General features: G+C 68.0%; 14 protein-coding genes. 9 read left to right on the top strand and 5 right to left on the bottom strand.

Going from position 1 to position 22,583, the window contains the following annotated elements; genetic code table 11:
• Nucleotides 1-11: 11 nt before the first annotated feature.
• Genes RZR99_RS21375 through fahA form a run of 3 tightly spaced genes read left to right on the top strand, consistent with a single transcriptional unit; the run spans nucleotide 12 to nucleotide 3,953 of the window.
• On the top strand, nucleotides 12-1,286 hold the full coding sequence (locus tag RZR99_RS21375; RefSeq protein ID WP_323121855.1) for an MFS transporter: 1,275 nt from the start codon (nucleotides 12-14) through the stop codon (nucleotides 1,284-1,286).
• A gap of 16 nt (nucleotides 1,287-1,302) precedes the next feature.
• The gene (hmgA, locus tag RZR99_RS21370; RefSeq protein WP_323121773.1) at nucleotides 1,303-2,637 is read left to right on the top strand and encodes a homogentisate 1,2-dioxygenase; all 1,335 of its coding nucleotides are present in this window, start codon (nucleotides 1,303-1,305) and stop codon (nucleotides 2,635-2,637) included.
• Nucleotides 2,634-3,953 carry a fumarylacetoacetase gene (gene fahA, locus RZR99_RS21365; protein WP_323121772.1) on the top strand — a complete coding sequence of 440 codons (1,320 nt, stop codon included), beginning with the start codon at nucleotides 2,634-2,636 and terminating at the stop codon, nucleotides 3,951-3,953. Before hmgA ends, fahA begins: the two co-directional genes overlap by 4 nt.
• 217 nt (nucleotides 3,954-4,170) lie before the next feature.
• Here fahA and RZR99_RS21360 read toward each other — a convergent pair whose 3' ends face one another.
• Nucleotides 4,171-5,340 (bottom strand): MFS transporter, encoded by a 1,170-nt coding sequence (locus RZR99_RS21360; RefSeq protein WP_323121771.1) that lies wholly within the window; start codon nucleotides 5,338-5,340, stop codon nucleotides 4,171-4,173.
• A 471-nt stretch (nucleotides 5,341-5,811) separates the two neighbouring features.
• On the opposite strand from RZR99_RS21360, the gene RZR99_RS21355 reads away from it, so the two are divergent.
• The 5 genes from RZR99_RS21355 to RZR99_RS21335 all read left to right on the top strand — a co-directional run bounded on the left by RZR99_RS21355 (nucleotide 5,812) and on the right by RZR99_RS21335 (nucleotide 15,936).
• Nucleotides 5,812-7,026, top strand: coding sequence for an efflux RND transporter periplasmic adaptor subunit (locus RZR99_RS21355; RefSeq protein WP_323121770.1), 1,215 nt, complete (start codon nucleotides 5,812-5,814; stop codon nucleotides 7,024-7,026).
• Nucleotides 7,027-7,044: 18 nt separating this feature from the next.
• Nucleotides 7,045-10,161, top strand: a complete 3,117-nt coding sequence (locus tag RZR99_RS21350; protein WP_323121769.1) for an efflux RND transporter permease subunit — start codon at nucleotides 7,045-7,047, stop codon at nucleotides 10,159-10,161.
• Complete coding sequence (locus RZR99_RS21345; RefSeq protein ID WP_323121768.1) at nucleotides 10,158-13,469, top strand: efflux RND transporter permease subunit; 3,312 nt, start codon at nucleotides 10,158-10,160, stop codon at nucleotides 13,467-13,469. Before RZR99_RS21350 ends, RZR99_RS21345 begins: the two co-directional genes overlap by 4 nt.
• Entirely contained in the window at nucleotides 13,466-14,926 is a 1,461-nt protein-coding gene (locus RZR99_RS21340; RefSeq protein ID WP_323121767.1) for an efflux transporter outer membrane subunit, read from the top strand. The genes RZR99_RS21345 and RZR99_RS21340 overlap by 4 nt, the downstream gene beginning before the upstream one ends.
• 68 nt (nucleotides 14,927-14,994) lie before the next feature.
• Nucleotides 14,995-15,936, top strand: a complete 942-nt coding sequence (locus RZR99_RS21335) for a hypothetical protein (RefSeq protein ID WP_323121766.1) — start codon at nucleotides 14,995-14,997, stop codon at nucleotides 15,934-15,936.
• Nucleotides 15,937-16,091: 155 nt separating this feature from the next.
• On the opposite strand, the gene RZR99_RS21330 is transcribed toward RZR99_RS21335, so the two are convergent.
• The 4 genes from RZR99_RS21330 to RZR99_RS21315 form a co-directional block, all read right to left on the bottom strand.
• The gene (locus tag RZR99_RS21330; RefSeq protein WP_323121765.1) at nucleotides 16,092-17,261 is read right to left on the bottom strand and encodes an MFS transporter; all 1,170 of its coding nucleotides are present in this window, start codon (nucleotides 17,259-17,261) and stop codon (nucleotides 16,092-16,094) included.
• 490 nt (nucleotides 17,262-17,751) lie between these two features.
• Nucleotides 17,752-18,426, bottom strand: coding sequence for a 5,6-dimethylbenzimidazole synthase (gene bluB / locus RZR99_RS21325; protein ID WP_323121764.1), 675 nt, complete (start codon nucleotides 18,424-18,426; stop codon nucleotides 17,752-17,754).
• A 91-nt stretch (nucleotides 18,427-18,517) separates the two neighbouring features.
• Nucleotides 18,518-19,519 carry a 2-hydroxyacid dehydrogenase gene (locus tag RZR99_RS21320; protein ID WP_323121763.1) on the bottom strand — a complete coding sequence of 334 codons (1,002 nt, stop codon included), beginning with the start codon at nucleotides 19,517-19,519 and terminating at the stop codon, nucleotides 18,518-18,520.
• A gap of 27 nt (nucleotides 19,520-19,546) precedes the next feature.
• Nucleotides 19,547-20,530 carry a LysR family transcriptional regulator gene (locus tag RZR99_RS21315; RefSeq protein WP_323121762.1) on the bottom strand — a complete coding sequence of 328 codons (984 nt, stop codon included), beginning with the start codon at nucleotides 20,528-20,530 and terminating at the stop codon, nucleotides 19,547-19,549.
• An 808-nt stretch (nucleotides 20,531-21,338) separates the two neighbouring features.
• Between RZR99_RS21315 and RZR99_RS21310 the strand changes: the two genes are divergently transcribed.
• Complete coding sequence (locus tag RZR99_RS21310; RefSeq protein WP_323121761.1) at nucleotides 21,339-22,547, top strand: pyridoxal-phosphate-dependent aminotransferase family protein; 1,209 nt, start codon at nucleotides 21,339-21,341, stop codon at nucleotides 22,545-22,547.
• The last annotated feature ends 36 nt before the right edge of the window (nucleotides 22,548-22,583 follow it).

The raw sequence follows: 22,583 nt of genomic DNA, 5'->3' as shown, positions 1-22,583 counted from the left end.
CGTTTCACTGGATGCTGCTCGCGCTGTGCGGGCTGTGCCTCGTGATCGACGGTTTCGACGCGCAGGCGATGGGGTATGTCGCGCCCAGCGTGATCGCCGAATGGGGCGTGCCGAAACAGGCGCTCGGGCCGGTGTTCAGCGCGAGCCTGTTCGGCATGCTGCTGGGCGCGCTCGGCCTGTCGGTGCTGGCCGACCGGATCGGCCGGCGGCCGGTGCTGATCGGCTCGACGCTGTTCTTCGCGCTGACGATGCTCGCGACGCCGTTCGTCACGACGATTCCCGCGCTGATGGCGCTGCGCTTCGTGACCGGACTGGGGCTCGGCTGCATCATGCCGAACGCGATGGCGCTGGTCGGCGAGTTCAGTCCCGCCGCGCATCGCGTGAAGCGGATGATGATCGTGTCCTGCGGCTTCACCGTCGGCGCGGCGCTCGGCGGCTTCGTCAGCGCCGCGCTGATTCCGGCGTTCGGCTGGCGCTCCGTGTTCTTCGTCGGCGGCACGGTGCCGCTCGTGCTGACGGTCGTGATGATCGCGCGCCTGCCCGAGTCGCTGCAGTTTCTCGTGCTGAAGGGGCGCGAGGCGCGAGCGCGCCGGTGGCTCGCGGCGTTCGCGCCGGGCATCGCGCTCGACGCCGGGACGAAGCTCGTGGTCCGCGAGCCGGCGGCGGGCGGGGCGCCGGTCGCCGAACTGTTCCGCGCGGGCCGCCTGCCGGTCACGCTGCTGCTCTGGGCGATCAGCTTCATGAACCTGATCGATCTGTACTTCCTGTCGAACTGGCTGCCGACCGTGATGCGCGACGCGGGCTATTCGCCGGGCACCGCGGTGATCGTCGGCACGGTGCTGCAGACGGGCGGCGTGGTCGGCACGCTGTCGCTCGGCTGGTTCATCGAGCGCCACGGCTTCATGCGCGTGCTGTTCGCGTGCTTTGCGTGCGCGGCGGTCGCGGTCGGCCTGATCGGCACCGCGTCGGCCGCGCTGCCGTGGCTGCTGGTGGTGGTGTTCGTGGGCGGATTCTGCGTCGTCGGCGGCCAGCCGGCGGTGAATGCGCTCGCGGGCCAGTATTACCCGACCGCGCTGCGCTCGACGGGCATCGGCTGGAGTCTCGGCATCGGCCGGATCGGCTCGGTGCTCGGGCCGCTCGTCGGTGGGCAACTGATTGCGCTCAACTGGTCGAACAGCGCGCTGTTCCATGCGGCGGCGGTGCCGGTGCTGTGCTCGGCGCTGTTCGTGATTGTCCTGGCGAGCGTGACGCGGCGACGCGGCGTAGAGGCGCCGCATGCCGCTTGAATGGAGAACGACAACAATGAAACTTGACCTCTCGAAGCAGGGCGAAGCCGGCTACCTCAGCGGTTTCGCGAACGAATTCGCCACCGAGGCGCTGCCCGGCGCGCTGCCGCAGGGGCACAACTCGCCGCAGCGCGCGCCGTACGGGCTGTATGCGGAGCAGCTGTCCGGCACGGCGTTTACCGCGCCGCGCGGGCACAACCGCCGGTCGTGGCTGTACCGGATCCGGCCGGCGGCGATGCACAAGCCGTTCGAACGGCTCCCCGGCGAGCGCCGGCTGGTCGCGGACTTCGCCGATTCGCGCGATGTGCCGCCGACACCGCCGAACCAGCTGCGCTGGGATCCGCTGCCGATGCCCGAGCCGCCGACCGATTTCGTCGACGGCTGGGTGACGATGGCGGGCAACGGCTCGGCGGCCGCGATGAACGGCTGCGCGATCCATCTGTATGCGGCGAACCGATCGATGCAGGACCGCTTCTTCTACAGCGCCGACGGCGAGCTGCTGATCGTGCCGCAGGAAGGGCGGCTCTTCATCATGACGGAGCTGGGCCGGCTCGACGTCGAGCCGTTCGAGATCGCGGTGATTCCGCGCGGCGTGCGCTTCGCGGTGACGCTGCCCGACGGGCAGGCGCGCGGCTACATCTGCGAGAACTTCGGCGCGCTGCTGCGCCTGCCGGATCTCGGGCCGATCGGCTCGAACGGCCTCGCGAACCCGCGCGATTTCCTGACGCCGCAGGCGTCCTACGAGGATCGCGAAGGCGCGTTCGAGCTGGTCGCGAAACTGAACGGCGTGCTGTGGCGCGCCGCGATCGGCCACTCGCCGTTCGACGTCGTTGCGTGGCACGGCAATTACGCGCCCTGCAAATACGACTTGCGGCGCTTCAACACGATCGGATCGATCAGCTACGATCACCCCGATCCGTCGATCTTCCTGGTGCTGCAGGCGCAAAGCGACACCCCCGGCGTCGATACGATCGACTTCGTGATCTTTCCGCCGCGCTGGCTCGCCGCCGAGGATACGTTCCGTCCGCCGTGGTTCCACCGCAATGTCGCGAGCGAATTCATGGGACTCGTGCACGGCGCATACGACGCGAAGGCGGAAGGCTTCGTGCCGGGCGGCGCGAGCCTGCACAACTGCATGTCGGGCCACGGCCCGGACGCGGATACCTTCGAGAAGGCTTCCGCGAGCGATACGACCCGGCCGCACAAGGTCGACGCGACGATGGCATTCATGTTCGAGACCCGCATGCTGATCCGTCCGACCCGGCATGCGCTCGACACCGCGCAATTGCAGGCGGACTACTTCGAATGCTGGCAGGGCATCCAGAAACATTTCAATCCGGAGCAACGATGAGCGTGACCCCCGAACTGCGCGCGACGCTCGACCCTGCGCGCAAGAGCTGGCTTGAAACGGCGAACGACGCCGCGTGCGATTTTCCGATCCAGAACCTGCCGTTCGGCATTTTCAGCGACGCGCGCAATCCGGCGCGGCGCGCGGGCGTCGCGTTGGGCGACGCGATCGTCGATCTGGCCGAGTTGCAGCGCGCCGGCTTGCTGAAGCTGCCGGTAGCGGCGGACGCCGCCGCGAAGAGCGCGTTCGAGCGGCCCGCGCTGAACGATTTCATCGCGCTCGGCCGCGACGCGTGGCGCGGCGTGCGCATCCAGCTGAGCACGCTGTTCGAGGCGAGCCACGCGCGGCTGCGCGACGATGCCGCGCTGCGCGACAGGGTGCTGGTCGCCCGGCGGGACGCGACGCTGCATCTGCCCGTCGAGATTCCCGGCTATACCGATTTCTATTCGTCGAAGGAGCATGCGACCAACGTCGGTTCGATGTTCCGCGATCCGAAGAACGCGCTGTTGCCGAACTGGTCGGAGATGCCGATCGGCTACAACGGCCGCGCGTCGTCGGTGATCGTCAGCGGCACGCCGGTACGCCGCCCCAACGGCCAGCTGAAGCTGCCGGACCAGGAGCGGCCGGTGTTCGGCGCGTGCCGCAAGCTCGATATCGAACTGGAGACGGGCTTCATCGTCGGCCGCGGCAACGCGCTCGGCGAGCCGGTCGCGTGCGAGGAGGCGGAGGCGCACATCTTCGGGATGGTGCTGCTGAACGATTGGAGCGCGCGCGACATCCAGCAGTGGGAATACGTGCCGCTCGGGCCGTTCAACGCGAAGACGTTCGCGACCACGATCTCGCCCTGGATCGTCACGCTCGATGCGCTGGAACCGTTTCGCACGGCGCAGCCCGCGCAGGAGCCGCAGCCGCTCGCCTATCTGCGCCATGCGGGAGAGCATGCGTTCGACGTCGAACTGGAAGTGCGGCTGAAGCCGGACGGCGCGCAAGCCGCGACGACGATTTCGCGGACCAATTTCAAGCACATGTACTGGACGATGGCGCAGCAGTTCGCGCATCACACGGTCGCGGGCTGCAACACGCGGGTGGGCGACCTGATGGGTTCGGGCACGATCAGCGGGCCGGCGAAGGATGCGTTCGGCAGCCTGCTCGAGCTGACCTGGAACGGCAAGGAGCCGGTCGCGCTGGACGGCGGCGGCACGCGTGCGTTCATCGAGGACGGCGACGAGCTGACGCTCGCGGGATGGTGCCAGGGCGACGGCTATCGCGTCGGATTCGGGACGTGCAGCGGCGTGATCGTGCCTGCGTTGAAGGGGTGACGTGGCCGGTTCGGGCTCGGGCCCGGGCGGCATCGCGGTCGGGATGCCTTGCACCGAAGCCGGGCCGACACGCCGCGGGTAGCAGGTAGCCTGCTGCGCTTGCTCGTTCGAATGTCGGAGAGAAGTGCGAGGTCATGAAACGGCCGGGCGTGTCCCGGCCGTTTTGTCGTGAGTCACGCGGCAATGGCCGCCGAGTCCGTCGCCCCGATCCGTTCGCCTATCGTCCCGCCCGCGCGCCCGCCTGCGTCATCGTCCGCCGCTCCCACAGCGCGGCGGCGAGGAAGGCGAGCACGCCGGCGAGCAGCACGCCGACCAGCGCGTTGCTGCCCGAGCTTTCCATCAGCGCGCCCGCGACCAGCGGCCCGCCGAAGCTGGCCGCGCTCCAGGATGCGGACACCAGCGAGCTGGCCGTCACCAGCGCCGCGCCGCGAAAACGCTCGCCGCACGCGACCAGCGACAGCGTATAGATGCTGCCTGCCGCCGCGCCGAGCACGAACAGCAGCGGCCAGCACAGCCACGGCGTCGCGACGACGAACGGCAGCAGCGGCAGCAGTGCCAGCACCACGATCCCCGCGCCGAGATGCACGCGCTCGCGGCCGAGCCGGTCGGCGAGCCAGCCGATCGGAAACTGCATCGCGGTGTCGCCGAACAGCATGATCGACGCGAACAGGATCGCGGCTTCGCTGGCCACGCCGTGATTCATCGCGTAGATCGGCAGCAGCGACAGCGCGAGCGTGTCGAACAGCGCGAAGAACGCGGTGCCGATGATCAGCGCGGGCATCATCGGCATCACGCGCCGCCATTGGTCGTGCTGCTCGTGATGCGGCTCGCCGGTGAGCGGCGCGCGGCGGATCGACGCGAGCGACGGCAGCGCGAGCAGGAACAATGCACCGCACAGCGCGAAGCGCACGCCCGTCCAGCCGGCGATCTGGCTGACCAGCACGGGGCCGGCCATCTGGAACAGCGTGAAGTTGGTCGCGTAGATCGCGACGACGCGGCCGCGCGTCGCATCGTCGGCGAGCTGGTTCACCCAGGCCTCGCCGATCGTGAACAGCAGCATCAGCGCCGCGCCGCAGATCACGCGCAGCACGCCCCATGCGACGAGGTTCGACGTGAACTGCATCAGCGCGGTGGCGGCGGCGAGCAGCAGCACCGAGACGACGATCACCTGGCGCGCGCCGTGGCGGCGCGTGATGCGCGGCACGAGCGGCACGATCAGCAGGCCGCCGCCCGCTTGCGCGGCGGTGAGGAGGCCGACGATGTCGGTGCCGTGACCGGCCTGGGTCAGCGCGAGCGCGGTGAGCGGCAAGGTGGCGCCGGTGCCGAGCCCGACGACGGCGACGCTGAGAATGAGCGCGAGGAAATCGCGGGTGAGGATCGTTTTCATCGGCCGAGATGGTACACCGGCGTGTCCGGCGAGGTCTGACGCGGATCGGATCGCGTGTCCGCGCAAGCACGGAGAAATCTGTCATGACCGGTGAAATTTTTCAGTAAGGATGCGCGTTGCAAATCGTCAGATTCAGACGTGCGGCGCGACACGTGCATGACACGCGGGGGGCCCGATCCTTCTCGGCTCGCCGGATTATTACAACTTGCTACAGGCAGTCCTGTCGTAACGCGCCAGAATTTTTGCGGCGGCTTTTTTTGCAAAAAGTGCGCGGCAGTTGAATAGACTTTCGGGCAAAGTCCTGCATTGCCATCGACACCGTCGCTGACGCCATCCAATCGTGGGAGCGGTCATGCATCTCTGCTTGAGCGGTCGACACACCTGCATCAACGCGTTGCAACCTCGGCGGACCGGGTGTCCGCTGCCGTGGAACCTGTTTCATGCGAGCCGTGCCCGCGCCGGGAGGCCGGCATGAGCGATCTCGAGGCCGAGCCGCCGAAAAAGCGCATGAAACGCGGGCCGCTGGTGCTCGTCGCGATCGCCGTGGCGCTCGTCGCGCTGATCGTCGTACACCTGCTGCGCGGCAAGCAGACGGAGCACGGCGCCGCGCCGCAGGTCGTCACCACGGCGGTCGCGGCGCTCGGCGACATGCCGGAGACCCTGAGCGAGCTGGGCACGGTGACGCCGGTCGCGACGGTCACGGTGCTGCCGCAACTGAGCGGCTATCTGACGGCGGTCGGCTATCGCGAAGGCCAGGATGTCGAGAAGGGGCAGTTCCTCGCGCAGATCGATCCGCGCCAATACGAGATCAGCAAGCAGCAGGCCGAGGCGCAGCTCGCGAAGGACGAGGCGCTGCTCGCGCAGGCCCGCGCCGATCTCGCGCGCTACACGCTGCTGAACGCGCACAAATCGATCGCCGAGCAGACCTATGCCGACCAGCAGTTCCTGGTCCAGCAGGACGAGGCGGCGATCAAGGCGGACCAGGCCAGCATCGCGCAGTACGTGCTCGATCTCGCCTATTGCCGCATTACCGCGCCGGTGTCCGGACGGGTCGGGCTGCGTCTCGTGGATCCGGGCAACTACGTGACGGCGTCCAGCAGCCCCGGCATCGTCGTGATCACGACGATGAAGCCGACCACGGTGGAGTTCACGGTGCCGCAGAACGCGCTCGGCGACGTGCTGAAGCGCTTCAACACGGGCGCGAAACTGCCCGTCACCGCGTACAGCAGCGACAACGCCAGCGAAGTCGCCACCGGCACGCTCTATGCGATCGGCAACCAGATGGCGACCGCCACCGGCACGGTCTCGCTGCGCGCCACGTTCCCGAACGACGACGAGGCGCTGTTCCCGAACGAGTTCGTGAACGTCCGGCTGCTGGTCGACACGCTGCACGACGCGGTGCTGGTGCCGACGCCCGCGGTGCAGAGCGGCGCGCCGGGCAACTACGTGTATCTCGTCAATGCGAACCGCACGGTCTCCGTGCACAAGGTGACGCCCGGGCCCAGCGACGGCAAGCATACGGCGATCGTGTCCGGCCTCGCCGCGGGCGACACCGTGGTGACCGACGGGATGGACCGCTTGAGCGACGGCGTGAAGATCGCGCTCGCGGGTGCCCGCCCGGCGGGTGCGTCCGCGGCGTCCGGCGCGCATGCGCGGGCGTCCGGCGCCGCGAATCCGGCCTCGTAGGCGGCGGGCGTCCGGCCGATGAATATTTCCCGCCTGTTCATTCTCCGCCCGGTGGCGACGTCGCTGCTGATGATCGCCATGGTGATGGTGGGGCTGCTCGCCGTGCGTTTCCTGCCGGTGTCGTCGCTACCCGACGTCGACTACCCGACCATCCAGGTGCAGACCTTCTATCCGGGCGCGAGCCCGGACGTGATGGCGACCACCGTGACCGCGCCGCTCGAGGTGCAGCTGGGCGAGATCCCCGGCCTGCAGCAGATGACCTCCTCCAGCTCGGAGGGGGCGTCGGTGATCACGCTGCAGTTCGACCTGTCGCTGAATCTCGACGTCGCCGAGCAGAACGTCCAGCAGGCGATCAACGCGGCGAATAGCTTCCTGCCGAGCGGGCTGCCCGCGCCGCCGACCTATGCGAAGGTCAATCCGGCGGACCAGCCGATCCTCACGCTCGCGGTGACGTCGAAGTCGATGTCGCTCACGCAGCTGCAGGACGTCGCGAACAACCGGCTCGCGACCAAGATCTCGGAGGTGCCCGGCGTCGGGCTCGTCACGACGGCGGGCGGCAACGTGCCGGCCGTGCGCGTCGAGGCCGATCCGCAGAAGCTGGCCGCCTACGGACTGAACATCGACGATCTGCGCAGCCTGCTCAGCAACGTCAACGTCAGTCAGCCGAAAGGCAATTTCGACGGCCCGGAGCTCGACTACACGATCAACGCGAACGACCAGATCGCCGATCCGCAGGATTACCTGAACACCGTGGTCGCGTATCAGAACGGCGCGCCGGTGTTTCTGCGCGACGTCGCGCGCGTGAGCCAGGCGGCGCAGGACGTCGAGCGCGGCGCGTGGTACAACCACGCGCCCGCGATCGTGCTGAACGTGCAGCGCCAGCCGGGCGCGAACGTGATCGCGACGGTCGGCCAGATCATGAGGACGCTGCCGGCGCTCGAAGCCACGCTGCCCGCCGGCCTCGACGTGACGATCGTGTCCAACAGCACCGGGGTGATCCGCGCGTCGGTCGGCGACGCGGCGTTCGAACTGGTGCTGTCGATCGTGCTGGTCGTGCTGGTGATCTTCGTGTTCCTGCGCAATGTGCCCGCGACCCTCATCCCGAGCATCTCGGTGCCGGTGTCGCTGATCGGCACGCTCGCCGTGATGTACGAGCTGAACTACTCGATCGACAACCTGTCGCTGATGGCGCTGATCATCGCGACCGGCTTCGTGGTCGACGATTCGATCGTGATGATCGAGAACATCGTGCGCTACCTGGAGGAGGGCAAGCGCCCGCTCGAGGCGGCGCTGGAAGGCGCGGGGCAGATCGGTTTCACGATCCTGTCGCTGACGGTCTCGCTGATCGCGGTGCTGATCCCGCTGCTGTTCATGGGCGGCGTGATCGGCCGGCTCTTCAGCGAATTCGCGGTCACGCTCGCGGTCACGATCGTGCTTTCGGCGGTGGTGTCGCTGACCGTTGTGCCGATGATGTGCGCGCGGATCCTGCGCGCGCAGGCGCAGCGTCGGCCGAGCCGCTTCGAGCGCGCGAGCGAGGCGCTGTTCGACAAGACGCTCGGCGCGTACGAGCGCGGGCTGCGCTGGGTGCTCGGCCACCAGACCTTCACGCTGCTGGTCGCGGTGGCGACGGTCGTGCTTACCGCGGTCCTGTACGTGGCGATTCCGAAGGGCCTGTTCCCGGTGCAGGACGTCGGCGTGCTGCAGGGCATCAGCGTGGCCGACAATTCCGTGTCGTACCGGGCGATGGTCGCGCGCCAGGCGGCGCTCGCCGACGTGCTGCTGCAGGATCCCGACGTGGTGTCGCTGACGTCCTACGTGGGCATCGACGGGATCAACACGACGCTCAACCACGGCCGATTCCTGATCAACCTGAAGCCGCGCGACGACCGCTCGCAGAGCGCCGAGCAGATCGCGCGGCGGCTGCAGGACGAGGTCGCGAAGGTGCCCGGCATCCGGCTCTACCTGCAGCCCGAGCAGGATCTGACGCTCGACACCACCGTGTCGCCCAGCCAGTACGATTTCGTGCTGCGCGGGCCGAGCCAGCAGGCGTTCAACCAGTACGTGCCGGCGCTCGTCGAGCGGATGAAGAAGATCGCGTCGATCACCGACGTGTCGAGCGACCTGAACACCGACGGGATGAGCGTCGACGTCGAAGTGAACCGCCAGCTCGCGGCGCGCTACGGCATCACCGCCGCGACCATCGACAACGCGCTCTACGACGCGCTCGGCCAGCGCATCGTATCGACGATCTTCCAGCAGTCGTCGCAGTACCGGGTGATCCTGGTCGCGAAGCCCGAGGCGCTGCCCACCGTGCAGTCGCTCGGCAATCTGTATCTGCCGACCCAGACGGGCAGCAGCGGGCAGGTGCCGCTCAGCGGCATCGCGACGATCCGCATCACGCACTCGCCGCTCGTGATCAGCCACCTTGCGCAGTTTCCGGCGGTGACCCTCTCGTTTAATCTCGCGAAGGACGCGTCGCTGAGCGCGGCGGTGAAGGAGATCCGCGCGGCGGAGCAGGCGGTCGGGCTGCCGCCGTCGATCACGTCGTCGTTCCAGGGCGCCGCGCAGGCGTTCGAGGATTCGCTGTCGAGCGAGGTGTTCCTGCTGATCGCGGCGCTGGTCGCCGTCTACATCGTGCTGGGGGTGCTGTACGAGAGCTACATCCACCCTGTGACGATCCTGTCGACGCTGCCGTCGGCCGGCATCGGCGCGCTGCTGGCGCTGATGCTCGCGGGTAGCGATCTCGATGTGATCGGCATCATCGGCATCGTGCTGCTGATCGGCATCGTCAAGAAGAACGCGATCATGATGGTCGACTTCGCGCTCGAAGCCGAACGGGTGCACGGCAAGACGCCGCGCGACGCGATCTTCGAGGCGTCGCTGCTGCGCTTCCGGCCGATCCTGATGACCACGCTCGCCGCGATGCTCGGCGCGCTGCCGATGCTGCTCGGCACCGGCACGGGTTCCGAGCTGCGCCGGCCGCTCGGCCTCGCGATCATCGGCGGCCTGACCCTGAGCCAGATGCTCACGCTGTTCACGACGCCCGTGATCTATCTGTTCTTCGACCGGCTCGCGCAGCGCGTGCGCAGCCGGCGGCCGGCGGAGCCCGCCGAGCCCGCCGGGGACGCGCCGTGAACCTCTCCGCGCTGTTCATCCGCCGCCCGGTCGCGACGACGCTGCTCGCGCTCGCGATCGTGATCTCCGGGCTGCTCGCGTATTTCCGGCTGCCGGTCGCGCCGCTGCCGAACATCGCGTTTCCGGTGGTGGTCGTGCAGGCGAACATGGCGGGCGCGAGCCCGGACATCATGGCGGCGACGGTGGCCGCGCCGCTCGAACGGCGGCTGGGGACGATCGCGGACGTGAGCGAGCTGACGTCGATCAGCAACGTGGGATCGTCGTTGATCGTCATCGTGTTCGGCCTGAACCGCGACATCAACGGCGCGGCCCGCGACGTGGAGGCCGCGATCCAGGCCGCCCGCGCGGATCTGCCGAGCACGCTGCGCAGCAATCCGAGCTACCGCGAGTACAACCCGGCGGACGCGCCCGTGATGGTGCTGGCGCTGACCTCCGACACGCTGACCAAGGCGCAGCTGTACGACTCCGCCGATTCGGTGATCCAGCAGCAGCTGTCGCAGATCGACGGCGTCGGGCAGATCACGCTGGGCGGCGGCGCGCTGCCGTCGGTGCGCGTCGAGCTGCAGCCGGGCAAGCTGAACAGCTACGGCATCGGACTCGAGGACGTGCGCGCGGCGATCGGCGCCGCGAACGCCAACAGCGCGAAAGGACACATCGACCAGGGCGACCAGCGCTACGAAGTGATCTCGAACGACCAGATCAGCAAGGCCGCGCCGTACCGCGACCTGATCGTCGCGTACCGCGACGGCGCGCCGGTGATGCTGCGCGACGTCGCGGAAGTGCGCGACTCCAACGAGAACATCCGCAATGCGGGCCTCTACAACGGCAAGTCGGCGGTGCTCGTGATCGTCTATCCGATGCCGGGCGGCAACGTGGTCAAGACCGTCCAGCAGATCCGCGCGCGGCTGCCGGCGATCGAGGCGGCGCTGCCGAGCGGCATTCGCGTGGGCGTCGCGATCGACCACTCGGAGTCCGTGCGGGCGTCGGTCGGCGATACCGAGCGCACGCTGTTCATCGCGGTGCTGCTGGTGGTCGGCGTGGTGTTCCTGTTCCTGCTGTCGCCGCGCGCGACGCTGGTGCCCGCCGTGGCGCTGCCGCTGTCGATCATCGGCACGTTCGGGCCGATGTATCTGCTCGGCTACAGCATCGACAACCTGTCGCTGATGGCGCTGACGATCGGCACGGGCTTCGTGGTCGACGACGCGGTCGTGGTGCTCGAGAACATCGTGCGCCATCTCGAGGCCGGACTGACGCCGTACGAGGCCGCGCTACGCGGCAGCGCGGAGGTCGGCTTCACGGTCCTCTCGATGAGTCTGTCGCTGATCGCGGTGTTCCTGCCGATCCTGCTGATGCCGGGCATCGTCGGGCTGCTGTTCCACGAGTTCGCGGTGACGCTGTCGATCGCGATCCTGTTCTCGCTGCTGATCTCGCTGACGGTCACGCCGATGATGTGCGCGTACGTGCTGAGCCGCGAGCAGGCGCAGCACTCCGGCGCGCGCTGGGCAAGATGGATCGAGGCGCAGTTCGAGCGCGGCAAGCGCGCATACGCGCGCTCGCTCGCCGCGGTGCTCGATCACGCGCTGCTGGTCGGGCTGTTGCTGATCGGCATGCTGGTGCTGAACGTATTCCTGTTCGCGCAGCTGCCCGCGACGTTCGTGCCCGAGCAGGACACGGGCATCCTGATCGGCCAGATCATCGCCGACCAGAGCATCTCGTTTCCGGCGATGGAGAAGAAGCTCGAGCAGCTGCAGGCGATCGTGCAGAGCGATCGCGCGGTGTCGGCGGTGGCGGGATTCACCGGCGGCCGCGCGCTCAATACCGCCAACGTATTCATTCAGCTGAAGCCGCTCGCCGAGCGGCACGTGTCGGCGGACGAGGTCGTCAACCGGCTGCGGCCGGCGCTGAGCCAGGTGTCCGGCGCGCGGCTGTTCCTGCAGGCGCAGCAGGACCTGCGCATCGGCGGCCGGCAGTCGGCGGCCGAGTATCAGTACACGCTGACGAGCGACGATGCCGCGGCGCTCTTCAAATGGGTGCCGCGGCTCGTCGCCGAACTGAACAAGCATCGCGGCCAGCTGCTCGACGTCAATTCGGACCTGCAGCAGAACGGCCTGCAGACCTACGTCAGCATCAACCGCGCGACGGCGATGCGCTACGGCTTCCAGCCCAACCAGATCGACAACGTGTTGTACGACGCGTTCGGCCAGCGTACCGTCTCCACCATCTACAACCCGCTGAACCAGTATTTCGTGGTGATGGAGCTGGCGCCGCCGTACTGGCAGTATCCGCAGGCGCTGAACCAGATGTACCTGAGCGCCGCCGCCGGCAACGCGAGCGGCACCAACCAGACGCAGATGCCCGGCGGCACCGTGAGCGGCGTCACCCTGCCGTCGGCCGTGAGCGCGTCGCAGGGCAGCGCGTCGGGCACCAACGCGCTCAATGCGAACGCCGTGGCGAACCAGCTGACCAACAGCATCTCGAACAGCAAGGGCGGCAATTCGAGCGGCAGCGCCGACAGCACGGCGGCCGAGACCATGGTGCCGCTGTCCGCGCTGGTGACCTACGCCAACAGCCACACCGCGACCCAGGTCAACCACCAGAGCGGGCTCGTCGCGGCGACCGTGTCGTTCAACCTGCCGGCGGGCGGCTCGCTCAGCCAGGCGGGACAGATCATCGCGCAGGCCGGCCGGGACATCGGCATGCCGGCGTCGATCCACGGCGCGTTCGCGGGCGCCGCGCAAGCCTATTCGCAGTCGATCGGCACCGTGCCGCTGCTGGTCATCGCGGCGCTGGCCGTCGTCTACATCGTGCTCGGGGTGCTGTACGAGAATACGATCCATCCGCTGACGATCCTGTCGACGCTGCCGTCGGCCGGCATCGGCGCGACGCTCGCGCTGCTGATCTTCGGCACGCCGTTCTCGGTGATCGCGCTGATCGGCATGATCCTGCTGATCGGCATCGTGAAGAAGAACGGCATCATGATGGTCGACGTCGCGATCCGCCTGCAGCGCGACGAGGGCCGGGCGGCACGCGAAGCGATCCACGAGGCGGCCGTGATCCGCCTGCGGCCGATCCTGATGACGACCGCCGCCGCCGTGCTCGGCGCGGCGCCGCTCGCGATCGGGATCGGACAGGGCGCGTCGCTGCGCCAGCCGCTCGGCGTCACGGTGATGGGCGGCCTGATCCTCAGCCAGATTTTCACGCTGTACACGACTCCCGTGATCTACCTGTATCTCGACCGCGTGCGCGCCCGGCTGGCCCGCTGGGCGGCCGGGCTGCCGTGGAGCCGCCGAACGGACACGCGCGCATGAAGACGACCCGCACACTCTCGATCACTCTCGCCGGTGCGCTGGCGGCGCTCGCCGCCGGCTGCACGGTGGGGCCCGACTATCACCGGCCGGCCGTCGCCGTGCCGGCGACCTACCAGGAGCTGGCGGGCTGGACCGAGGCCCGGCCCGAGGCCGATGGGCCGAAGGGCGACTGGTGGACGGGCTTTCACGATCCGCTGCTCGACCAGCTCGAACCGCAGGTGTCGGTATCGAACCAGACCGTCCGGCAGGACTACGCGAACTACCAGCAGGCGCTCGCGGAAGTGCGGGAGGCCCGCAGCGGGCTGTTTCCGACGCTCGGCGTGACCGGCTCGTCGACGCGCGCGCGCAGTGCGGCGAGCGCGCTGGGCGGCGCGGGGCATCTCGTGAACAATGCCGGCACGCTGGAGGGGACGGCCAGCTGGGCGCCCGATCTGTGGGGACAGGTGCGCCGCACGCTCGAGGAGAGCCGGGCGACTGCGCAGGCGAGCGAGGCGACGCTCGCCAATGCGACGCTGTCCGAACAGATCGCGCTCGCCAACGCGGTGATCGACCTGCGCGTGACCGATGCCAACATCGATCTGCTGACCCGTACCGTCGACGCGTACCGCGCGTACCTGCGCGTGGTCGCGGATCAGGACCAGGCCGGCACGGTGCCGCCGTCGGATCTCGTCAACGCGCGCACGCAGCTCGAAAGCGCGCAGTCGAGCCTGATCGCGCTCGGGGTGTCGCGCGCGCAGTACGCGCACGCGATCGCGGTGCTGGTGGGCAAGAATCCCGAGGCGCTCGACATCCCGCACAGTACCGCGCTGCCGGTCCTGCCGGCGATTCCGGTCGGCGTGCCGTCGGTGCTGCTGCAGCGCCGGCCCGACATCGCGACGGCGGAGCGGCAGATGGCGGCGGAGAACGCGTCGATCGGCGTCGCGGTGGCCGCGTACTACCCGACCGTGTCGCTGTCCGCGCTCGACGGCTTCACCCAGTCGCCGCTGTCGGGGCTGCTGCATATCGGCAATTACGTGTGGTCGCTCGGCGCGAGCGCGAGCGAAACGATCTTCGACGGCGGCGAGCGCAGCGCGCAAGTGGCCGCGGCGAAGGCGGCCTACGACGCGGCCGTCGCCAATTATCGCGGCACGGTGCTGGGCGCGTTCCAGAACGTCGAGAACGATCTGGCCGGCCTGCGCATCCTCGCCGATCAGGCGCAGGTGCTCGATGCCGCCGTGCGGGATGCGGCGCGCGGCGCGGAGATCGCCCGCAACGAATATCAGGCGGGGACGGTCGATTACACCACTGTCGCGACCGCGCAGGCTACCGAGCTGAGCGAGCGCCAGAGTGCGCTCGGCGTGCAGCAGCAGAGGCTGCTCGATGCCGCGTCGCTGATCGGGGATCTGGGCGGCGGCTGGCGCGATGCCGCGCTGCACGATCCGCTGCATCCGCAGCGGCCGGCCGGCGCGTCGCAATAGGGCGATTCGCCGGCCGTGGATTCGCGCGGCAGGACGGAAGGGTCGGGCGGGTTGCGCGCGAACGAGCGGTGCGCAACGACAAGCGCAACGACAAGCGCAACGACAAGCGCAACGACAAGCGCAACGACAAGCGCAACGACAAGCGCAACGACAAGCGCAACGACAAGCGCAACGACAAGCGCAACGACAAGCGCAACGACAAGCGCAACGACAAGCGCAACGACAAGCGCAACGACAAGCGCAACGACAAGCGCAACGACAAGCGCAACGACAAGCGCAACGACAAGCGCAACGACAAGCGCAACGACAAGCGCAACGACAAGCGCAACGACAAGCGCAACGACAAGCGCAACGACAAGCGCAACGACAAGCGCAACGACAAGCGCAACGACAAGCGCAACGACAAGCGCAACGACAAGCGCAACGACAAGCGCAACGACAAGCGCAACGACAAGCGCAACGACAAGCGCAACGACAAGCGCAACGACAAGCGCAACGACAAGCGCAACGACAAGCGCAACGACAAGCGCAACGACAAGCGCAACGACAAGCGCAACGACAAGCGCAACGACAAGCGCAACGACAAGCGCAACGACAAGCGCAACGACAAGCGCAACGACAAGCGCAACGACAAGCGCAACGACAAGCGCAACGACAAGCGCAACGACAAGCGCAACGACAAGCGCAACGACAAGCGCAACGACAAGCGCAACGACAAGCGCAACGACAAGCGCAACGACAAGCGCAACGACAAGCGCAACGACAAGCGCAACGACAAGCGCAACGACAAGCGCAACGACAAGCGCAACGACAAGCGCAACGACAAGCGCAACGACAAGCGCAACGACAAGCGCAACGACAAGCGCAACGACAAGCGCAACGACAAGCGTGACGGGCGGCCCGCACGGGGAGGTGTCGCCGCGTCGCGCCAGGGACGATGCACCGGTAGCGGGTTCGCGAGAAAGCGGGGGAAGGATCGGGCGACGTGCGGGCCGACGAGCGGCGCGTAACGATGCAGGGAGAGTGCTTGCCTTTGCGACGGGCTGCGCAAGCGGCCTGACCTGCGTGAAGGCGTTTCGAGCGGCCCGAGCCGGGGCCGCGAACGAACGGACGGGTGCCCGCTCGCCCGTCATCGCTTCCCGCAGGCCGCTGCTGCGGCCGCGCGTCACGCGCCGACGGTCGGTCCGGAGAGCGGGCGCCGTTCGAGCGACGCCGACCACAGCGTGAGCGCCAGCGCGGCCGCGGCCATCACGACGCCGACCCAGGGCAGCTGGGTGAGCGGGATGCCCGCGCCGATCGCCATGCCGCCCATCCACGCGCCCGTCGCATTGCCGAGATTGAACGCACCCTGGTTCAGCGTCGACGCCAGGTTCGGCGCGTGGCTCGCGCGATCGACGATCAGGATCTGCAGCGGCGGCACGATCGCGAACGCGAGCACGCCCCAGACGAAGATGGTCGCGAGCGCCGGGAACGGCATGTGCATCGTCGCGGAGAACAGCGCGAGCACGACGCCGATCAGCGCGAGTGTCGCGATCAGCGACGGCATCCGGCGCCAGTCGGCGAGCTTGCCGCCCGCCGTCCCGCCCACCGTCAGTCCGAGACCGAACAGCAGCAGCACGAGCGTAACCTGGTGCGGGTTGAAGCCCGTCACGTCCTCGAGGATCGGCGTGATGTAGGTGAACACGGTGAACAGGCTGGCCGATGCGAGCACGCTGATGCCGAGCACCATCAGCACCTGCGGGTTCTTCAGCACGCTGAATTCGCGCGTGATGCTGGTGGTCGGCATCTCCAGGTGTTTCGGCAGACAGGCCGCGAGCGCGAGCGCGGCGGCGATGCCGATGCCCGTCACCGCCCAGAACGTCGCGCGCCAGCCGAACGCCTGGCCGAGCGCGGTGCCGAGCGGCACGCCGAGCACGTTGGCGAGCGTGAGGCCGGTGAACATCAGCGCGATCGCCTGCGCGCGGCGGTTCGGCGCGACGAGGCTGCTCGCGACCACCGAGCCGATGCCGAAGAATGCGCCGTGGCAGAACGCGGTGACGACGCGCGCGGCCATCAGCACGGTATAGCCGGGCGCGATCGCGCACAGCAGGTTGCCGGCGATGAAGAGTCCGATCAGCCCCATCAGCGCCTGCTTGCGCGGCATCTTCGCGGTGACGATCGCGAGGATCGGCGCGCCGATCGTTACGCCCAGCGCGTAACCGGATACCAGCATCCCGGCGGCCGGAATCGACACGCCGAGGTCGCGCGCGACGTCAGGCAGCAATCCCATGATGACGAATTCGGTGGTACCGATACCAAAGGCGGCAACGGCAAGGGCGAAAAGAGGCAGAGGCATCGCGGGAGCTTTCGGCAGAGCCGCGCGCCATCGGCCACGGGATGCGGCGGACAGGCGAACGGCGGGGGAACACCCGCGATTCTACCCAAGTGGAAACCCTTATGTTTAGGGCCAAATCAGATGTTGCGGGCAGGCGACGACGCGGGGCGGCGGGGTGTCGGCAAGGGCGCGCGATGGGGCTGAATTGTCCTGGGCCGTGCCGAGTGGCCGGTCGGTGGAGGAGTTTGAGTCGCTCGAGAGGTCGGGCCGGATGAGGCCGGCCCAGGCATGTGGCACCGCGCGGCCCGGCGTGGCGTCGGGCGATGCGGATGCGCGAGGAGGGTAAGCGACCCTGGGGCCGGTCCGGCGGGGGCGACGCGGATTGTGACGAGCGGCGTGTCGAGCGGCGCCGGGCTGCAGCGGGTGCGACCGGTGTAGACCTTGGCGGGGTTTTCCGAATCCTGGCCGCTCAGGGCCGCGCCGGCACCGACGCGCGACGCGCCGGAAAGCCCTAGAGCGCATCGGGCGGGATGGACCCCGCGGGCGCCGGCGCGAGATCCCAGCCGTTTTCGAATACGCAGGCCTCGAGCGGCATCCGGGCCGCCCAGCGTTCCTCTTCGAGCATCGGCTTTGCGTAGAACGCGTCGACGTGGCCGAGGCACAGCACGGCGATCGGCAGCGCGTCGGCGGGCATCGCGAACAGCGTGCGCAGCGCGTCGACGTCGAACAGCGACACCCAACCCATCCCGAGCCCTTCGGCGCGGGCGGCGAGCCACATGTTCTGGATCGCGCATGCGGCGGACGCGAGATCCATTTCCGGCAGCGTGCGGCGGCCGAAGACATGCCGCTCGCGCTGGTCGGTCAGCGCCACGACCAGCAGTTCGCCGCATTCGCGTACCCCTTCGACCTTGAGCTGCATGAACGTGTCGCGTCGTTCGCCGAGTGCGTCGGCGGTGGCGCGCCGCTCGGCGTCGACCAGCGCGTGGATCCGCGCCCGAAGCGCCGGATCGGTCACCCGGATGAAGCGCCACGGCTGCATGAAGCCGACGCTCGGCGCGTGATGCGCGGCGCGCAGCAGCCGCTCCAGCAGCGCGGGATCGACCGGGTCGGAGGTGAAATGGCGCATATCGCGCCGCTCGAAGATCGCCCGGTAGACGGCGGCGATCGCGGGATCGTCGAAACGCATGGATCGGCCCGCGGTGACGCGCGGGAGAAAGGGAGCCTGGAAGTCCGCCACGATAGCAGACCTGTGCGCCGCGCCGCGGATCGGGTCCGGCTCAGGGCCGGCCGGCTTCGACCCGGTTGCACGGCGCGCCGTCGTGCCACGCGCGGATGTTGGCGAGGGTGGTCTGCGCGATTTCGGCGAGCGCCTCGCGCGTGAAGAACGCCTGATGGGACGTGACGATCACGTTCGGGAACGTGAGCAGCCGCGCGAGGACGTCGTCCTGCAGCGGATGGTCGGAGTGATCTTCGAAGAACAGCCCGCTCTCCTCCTCGTAGACGTCGAGCCCGAGGTGGCCGAGCTGGCCGCTTTTCAATGCGCCGATCAGCGCGTGGGTGTCCACGAGGCCGCCGCGTCCGGTATTGATCAGCATCGCGCCGCGCTTCATTCGCGCGAGCGTCCGCTCGTTGATCAGGTGGTGGGTCGCGGGCAGCAGCGGGCAGTGCAGGCTGACGATGTCCGCGTCCGCGAGCAGCGCGTCGAGCGGCACGTAGCGGGCGCCGAGGGCGATCAGCGTATCGTCGTGCGGCGGCGGCGAATGGGCGAGCACCCGCATGCCGAAGCCCGTCATGATCCGCGCGAACACGCTGCCGATGATGCCGGTGCCGATCACGCCGACCGTCTTGCCGTGCAGGTCGAAGCCGAGCAGGCCGTTCAGCGAGAAGTCGCCTTCGCGGGTGCGGGCGACGGCGCGCGGCAGACGCCGGTTGAGCGCGAGGATCAGCGCGACCGCGTGTTCGGCCACCGCGTGCGGCGAGTACGCGGGGACGCGCACGACGGCGAGCCCGAGACGCTCGGCCGCCGCGAGATCGACGTGGTTGAAGCCCGCCGAGCGCAGCGCGATCAGCCGGGTGCCGCCGTCGGCGAGACGTTCGAGCACGCCCTTGTCGACCGTGTCGTTGACGAACGGACACACGACGTCGTAGCCGTGCGCGAGGATCGCGGTTTCCGCGTCGAGATGCGACGGCTGGAAATGCAGCCGGTAGCCGAACGATCGATTCGCCGCGGTGAACGCATCGTCGTCGTACTGTCGGCTGCTGAACAGGATCACGCGCACGGCTGGCCTGCTGTCGGCGCGCGGGGCTTACTGCAGCCCGGTGACGATGTCCGGACGCTCCACCGCGCCGGATTCGCGCATGAACGCGAAGTGGCCGTTCGATTCGAGCTTCTGGCCGCCGAAGTGGTACAGCGCGTGCTCGACGAAGCTGCGGGTGCGCGCGGGCAGGAACTGGCGGTTCGGGTAGACGATCGACAGTTGCGTCTCGGGATCGTCGATCCGGTATTCGCCGAGGATGCGCACGAGTTCACCGCTTTCCAGCGCATCGGCGACGAAGCTCTCCGGCAGCATCGCGATACCGGTGCCCGCCAGCGCGGCGGCACGCACCATCCACGTGCTGTTGACCGCATAGGTCGGGTGCAGCGTGACGAGATGCGTGAAGTGCTCGGGATCGACCAGACGCCAAGTGGTCCGGTGCTGGTCGGCGGCCAGCGAGATGAACGCGTGACGGGCCAGGTCGTCGGGGCGGTGCGGCTCGCCGTGCCGTTCCACGTAATCGCGCGACGCGCAGAGCGCGAGCGTGTTCGGCGCGAGGGCGTGGCCGATCAGCGCGGGGTTGCCGTCGAGCCGGCTGCCGGTGACGATGCCCACGTCGTAGCCCGCGTCGAGCACGTCGACCGGCCCTTCGGCGATCGTCAGCTGCACGAACACCTTCGGATACTGGCGGCGGAAGCTGTCGACGAGCGGCGTGATCTTGACGGGACATAGCGACCCGGAGATCACCACGCGCAGCGTGCCGACCGGTTCGCGCACCGCATGCGCGACCGAGGCTTCGAGATGATCGAATTCCTCCAGTAGCGCCCGGCAGCCGTCGAGGTAGCGGGTTCCGGCCTCGGTCAGCGCCAGATTGCGCGTCGTTCGATGGATGAGGCGCGTGTTCAGGTGCGCCTCGAGCATCGCGATCGAGCGGGTGACGAGCGCGTTGGACACGCCCAGCTTGCGCGCGGCCCGCCGGAAGCTTTGCAGTTCGGCGACGCACACGAAAACACGCATGGTTTGAATTTGGTTCATAGGTTTGTTTCGGCCCGTTTGAATGATTTATGTTGTGTTTTTACTTCTACCTCTACCTCTAAGACATGCCCGCTGCTGTCGGATCAGCCGCGGACATACCTTAATATCAAAATATCGATTACTGGGCAAATTGTTCAATGAGGCAGCCGGCTTAGTCAATAGAATAATTCATCCGCTGCGCATGAAATAAGGTGAAAGCAGAATGAAATAGCGTGTTTTCACGACCGATCGACGACAAGGCGAATTTGATCGGATAACAGGGGAAATTTAGAATAATTTGATAGTGCGGGTCGCGTACTAATTTCTTCGGACCTGTCGCCGGCGGGTGTAGATCATTGATTTTGAGATCGTTTTTATTATTTCTCTATATTTGCATATGCATTTGATTGAGCGCGTCGGCCAAATTTTTATGGACGGTCGATTGGCGTCGCGATGGATTTCGCACGCACGTTCGTGATTTGTTGCAGTGCATCGAACGCTTGATATTTGTCATCGGGATGAATTATTTGTTTGAGTCTCGTGAATCCCGGCCGAGCGCTTTCCGGTCTGGAACCGTTTCGGCGAAATGGGCGGAGCCGGGCGAATTGGGGCGTGCGGAGATCGACGCGGATGTGAAACCGGATCCACGCGCTTATCGGGAGCGGCCGGCAAGCCCGGCGACGGCGGCGAGCGCCGGCCCGGCCCGCGAACGCGCGCCGGCGGGGCGTTCCGGTTGTCCGAAGGGCTTGCGCATCGTGACCGTTCGGGGAATGATCGATCCCTTCGCCGTCGTGTTTCCGGCCCGTCCAACCTGCTTCGTTTCCGATCCATGTCCACCGATTACTCGCCGATTCCCTGTCCCGTTGTCGTCTCGCTCGATGCGATCCTGCCCGAAGAACCGCTGCTGATGATGGGGGCCGGCCCCGTGCCGATTCCCGCCGCGGTCGCGAAGGCCAACACGATCGTGATCAACCACCTGGGCGCGACGATGTCGAAGGTCATCGAGCAGGTGAAGGAAATGGGCCGCTACGTGTTCCAGACCCGCACGAAATGGGTGCTGGGCGTGGCCGGCCCCGGCTCGGCGGCGATGGAAATGGCGATTTCGAACCTCGCCTGGCGCGGCACCCGGGTGCTGTCGATCAAGAACGGCTTCTTCAGCGCGCGGATGGCCGAGATGGCGACGCGCGTCGGCGCGGAAGTCGCGCTGCTCGATGTGCCGGATCGCGCGGTCGCCGGTCTCGACCAGATCGCGGCCGAGATCGCGCGCACCCGCCCCGAGATCGTCACGATCGTGCACGGCGAGACGTCGAACACCGTATGGAATCGCCATCTGAAGGAGATCGCCGCGCTGGCGAAGGCGGCGGGCGCGCTGGTCGTGGTCGACGCCGTGTGCACGTTGTCGACGATGCCGCTCGAGATGGATGCGTGGGGCATCGACGCGGTGATCACGGGCGGGCAGAAGGGCCTGTCGTCGATCCCGGGCGTGTCGCTGATCGCGTTCTCGGATGCCGCCTGGGAGCGGATGAAGAGCCGCCCGGAGCCGAATGCGCACTGGTGCCTCGATATGGCCCTGGCCGAGAACTTCTGGCACAACGCCGGCTACCACTACACGGCGCCGGTGTCGGGCGTGCTCGCGCTGCACGAGGCGCTGAGGCTCGTGTGCGCGGAAACGCTCGAGAGCCGCTATGCGCGCCATCAGCGCTGCTCGATGGCGCTGCAGGCCGGCATTGCCGCGATGGGGCTCGAGTTGTACGCGCCCGAAGCGTGCCGGCTGAATTCGGTGGTCGGTATCGAGGTGCCCGCGGGGCTGACGCCGGGGCTCATCTGCGGGCACATCTCGAAGCAGTATCAGGTCGAGATCTCGGGCTCGTTCGGTCTGCCGATCGTGCGGATCGGCCAGATGGGCGAGCAGTGCCGCGAACACAACCTGTTCCGCACGCTGCACGCGTTCGGCCGCACGATGGTCGAGCTCAGGGTGCCGGTGGACCTGCCCGCCGGGGTTGCCGCTCTCGAACAGGCACTGTCCGGGCGGGGCTAGGCGCGCATCCGGCGGCGGGGGGGTCCGGGCGATGCC

Origin of the sequence: Burkholderia alba (genome assembly GCF_034721475.1) — a bacterium.
Taxonomy (GTDB): domain Bacteria; phylum Pseudomonadota; class Gammaproteobacteria; order Burkholderiales; family Burkholderiaceae; genus Burkholderia; species Burkholderia alba.
The sequence above is the reverse complement of the archived record's forward strand: the minus strand, read 5'-3'. Positions and strand labels throughout refer to the sequence as shown.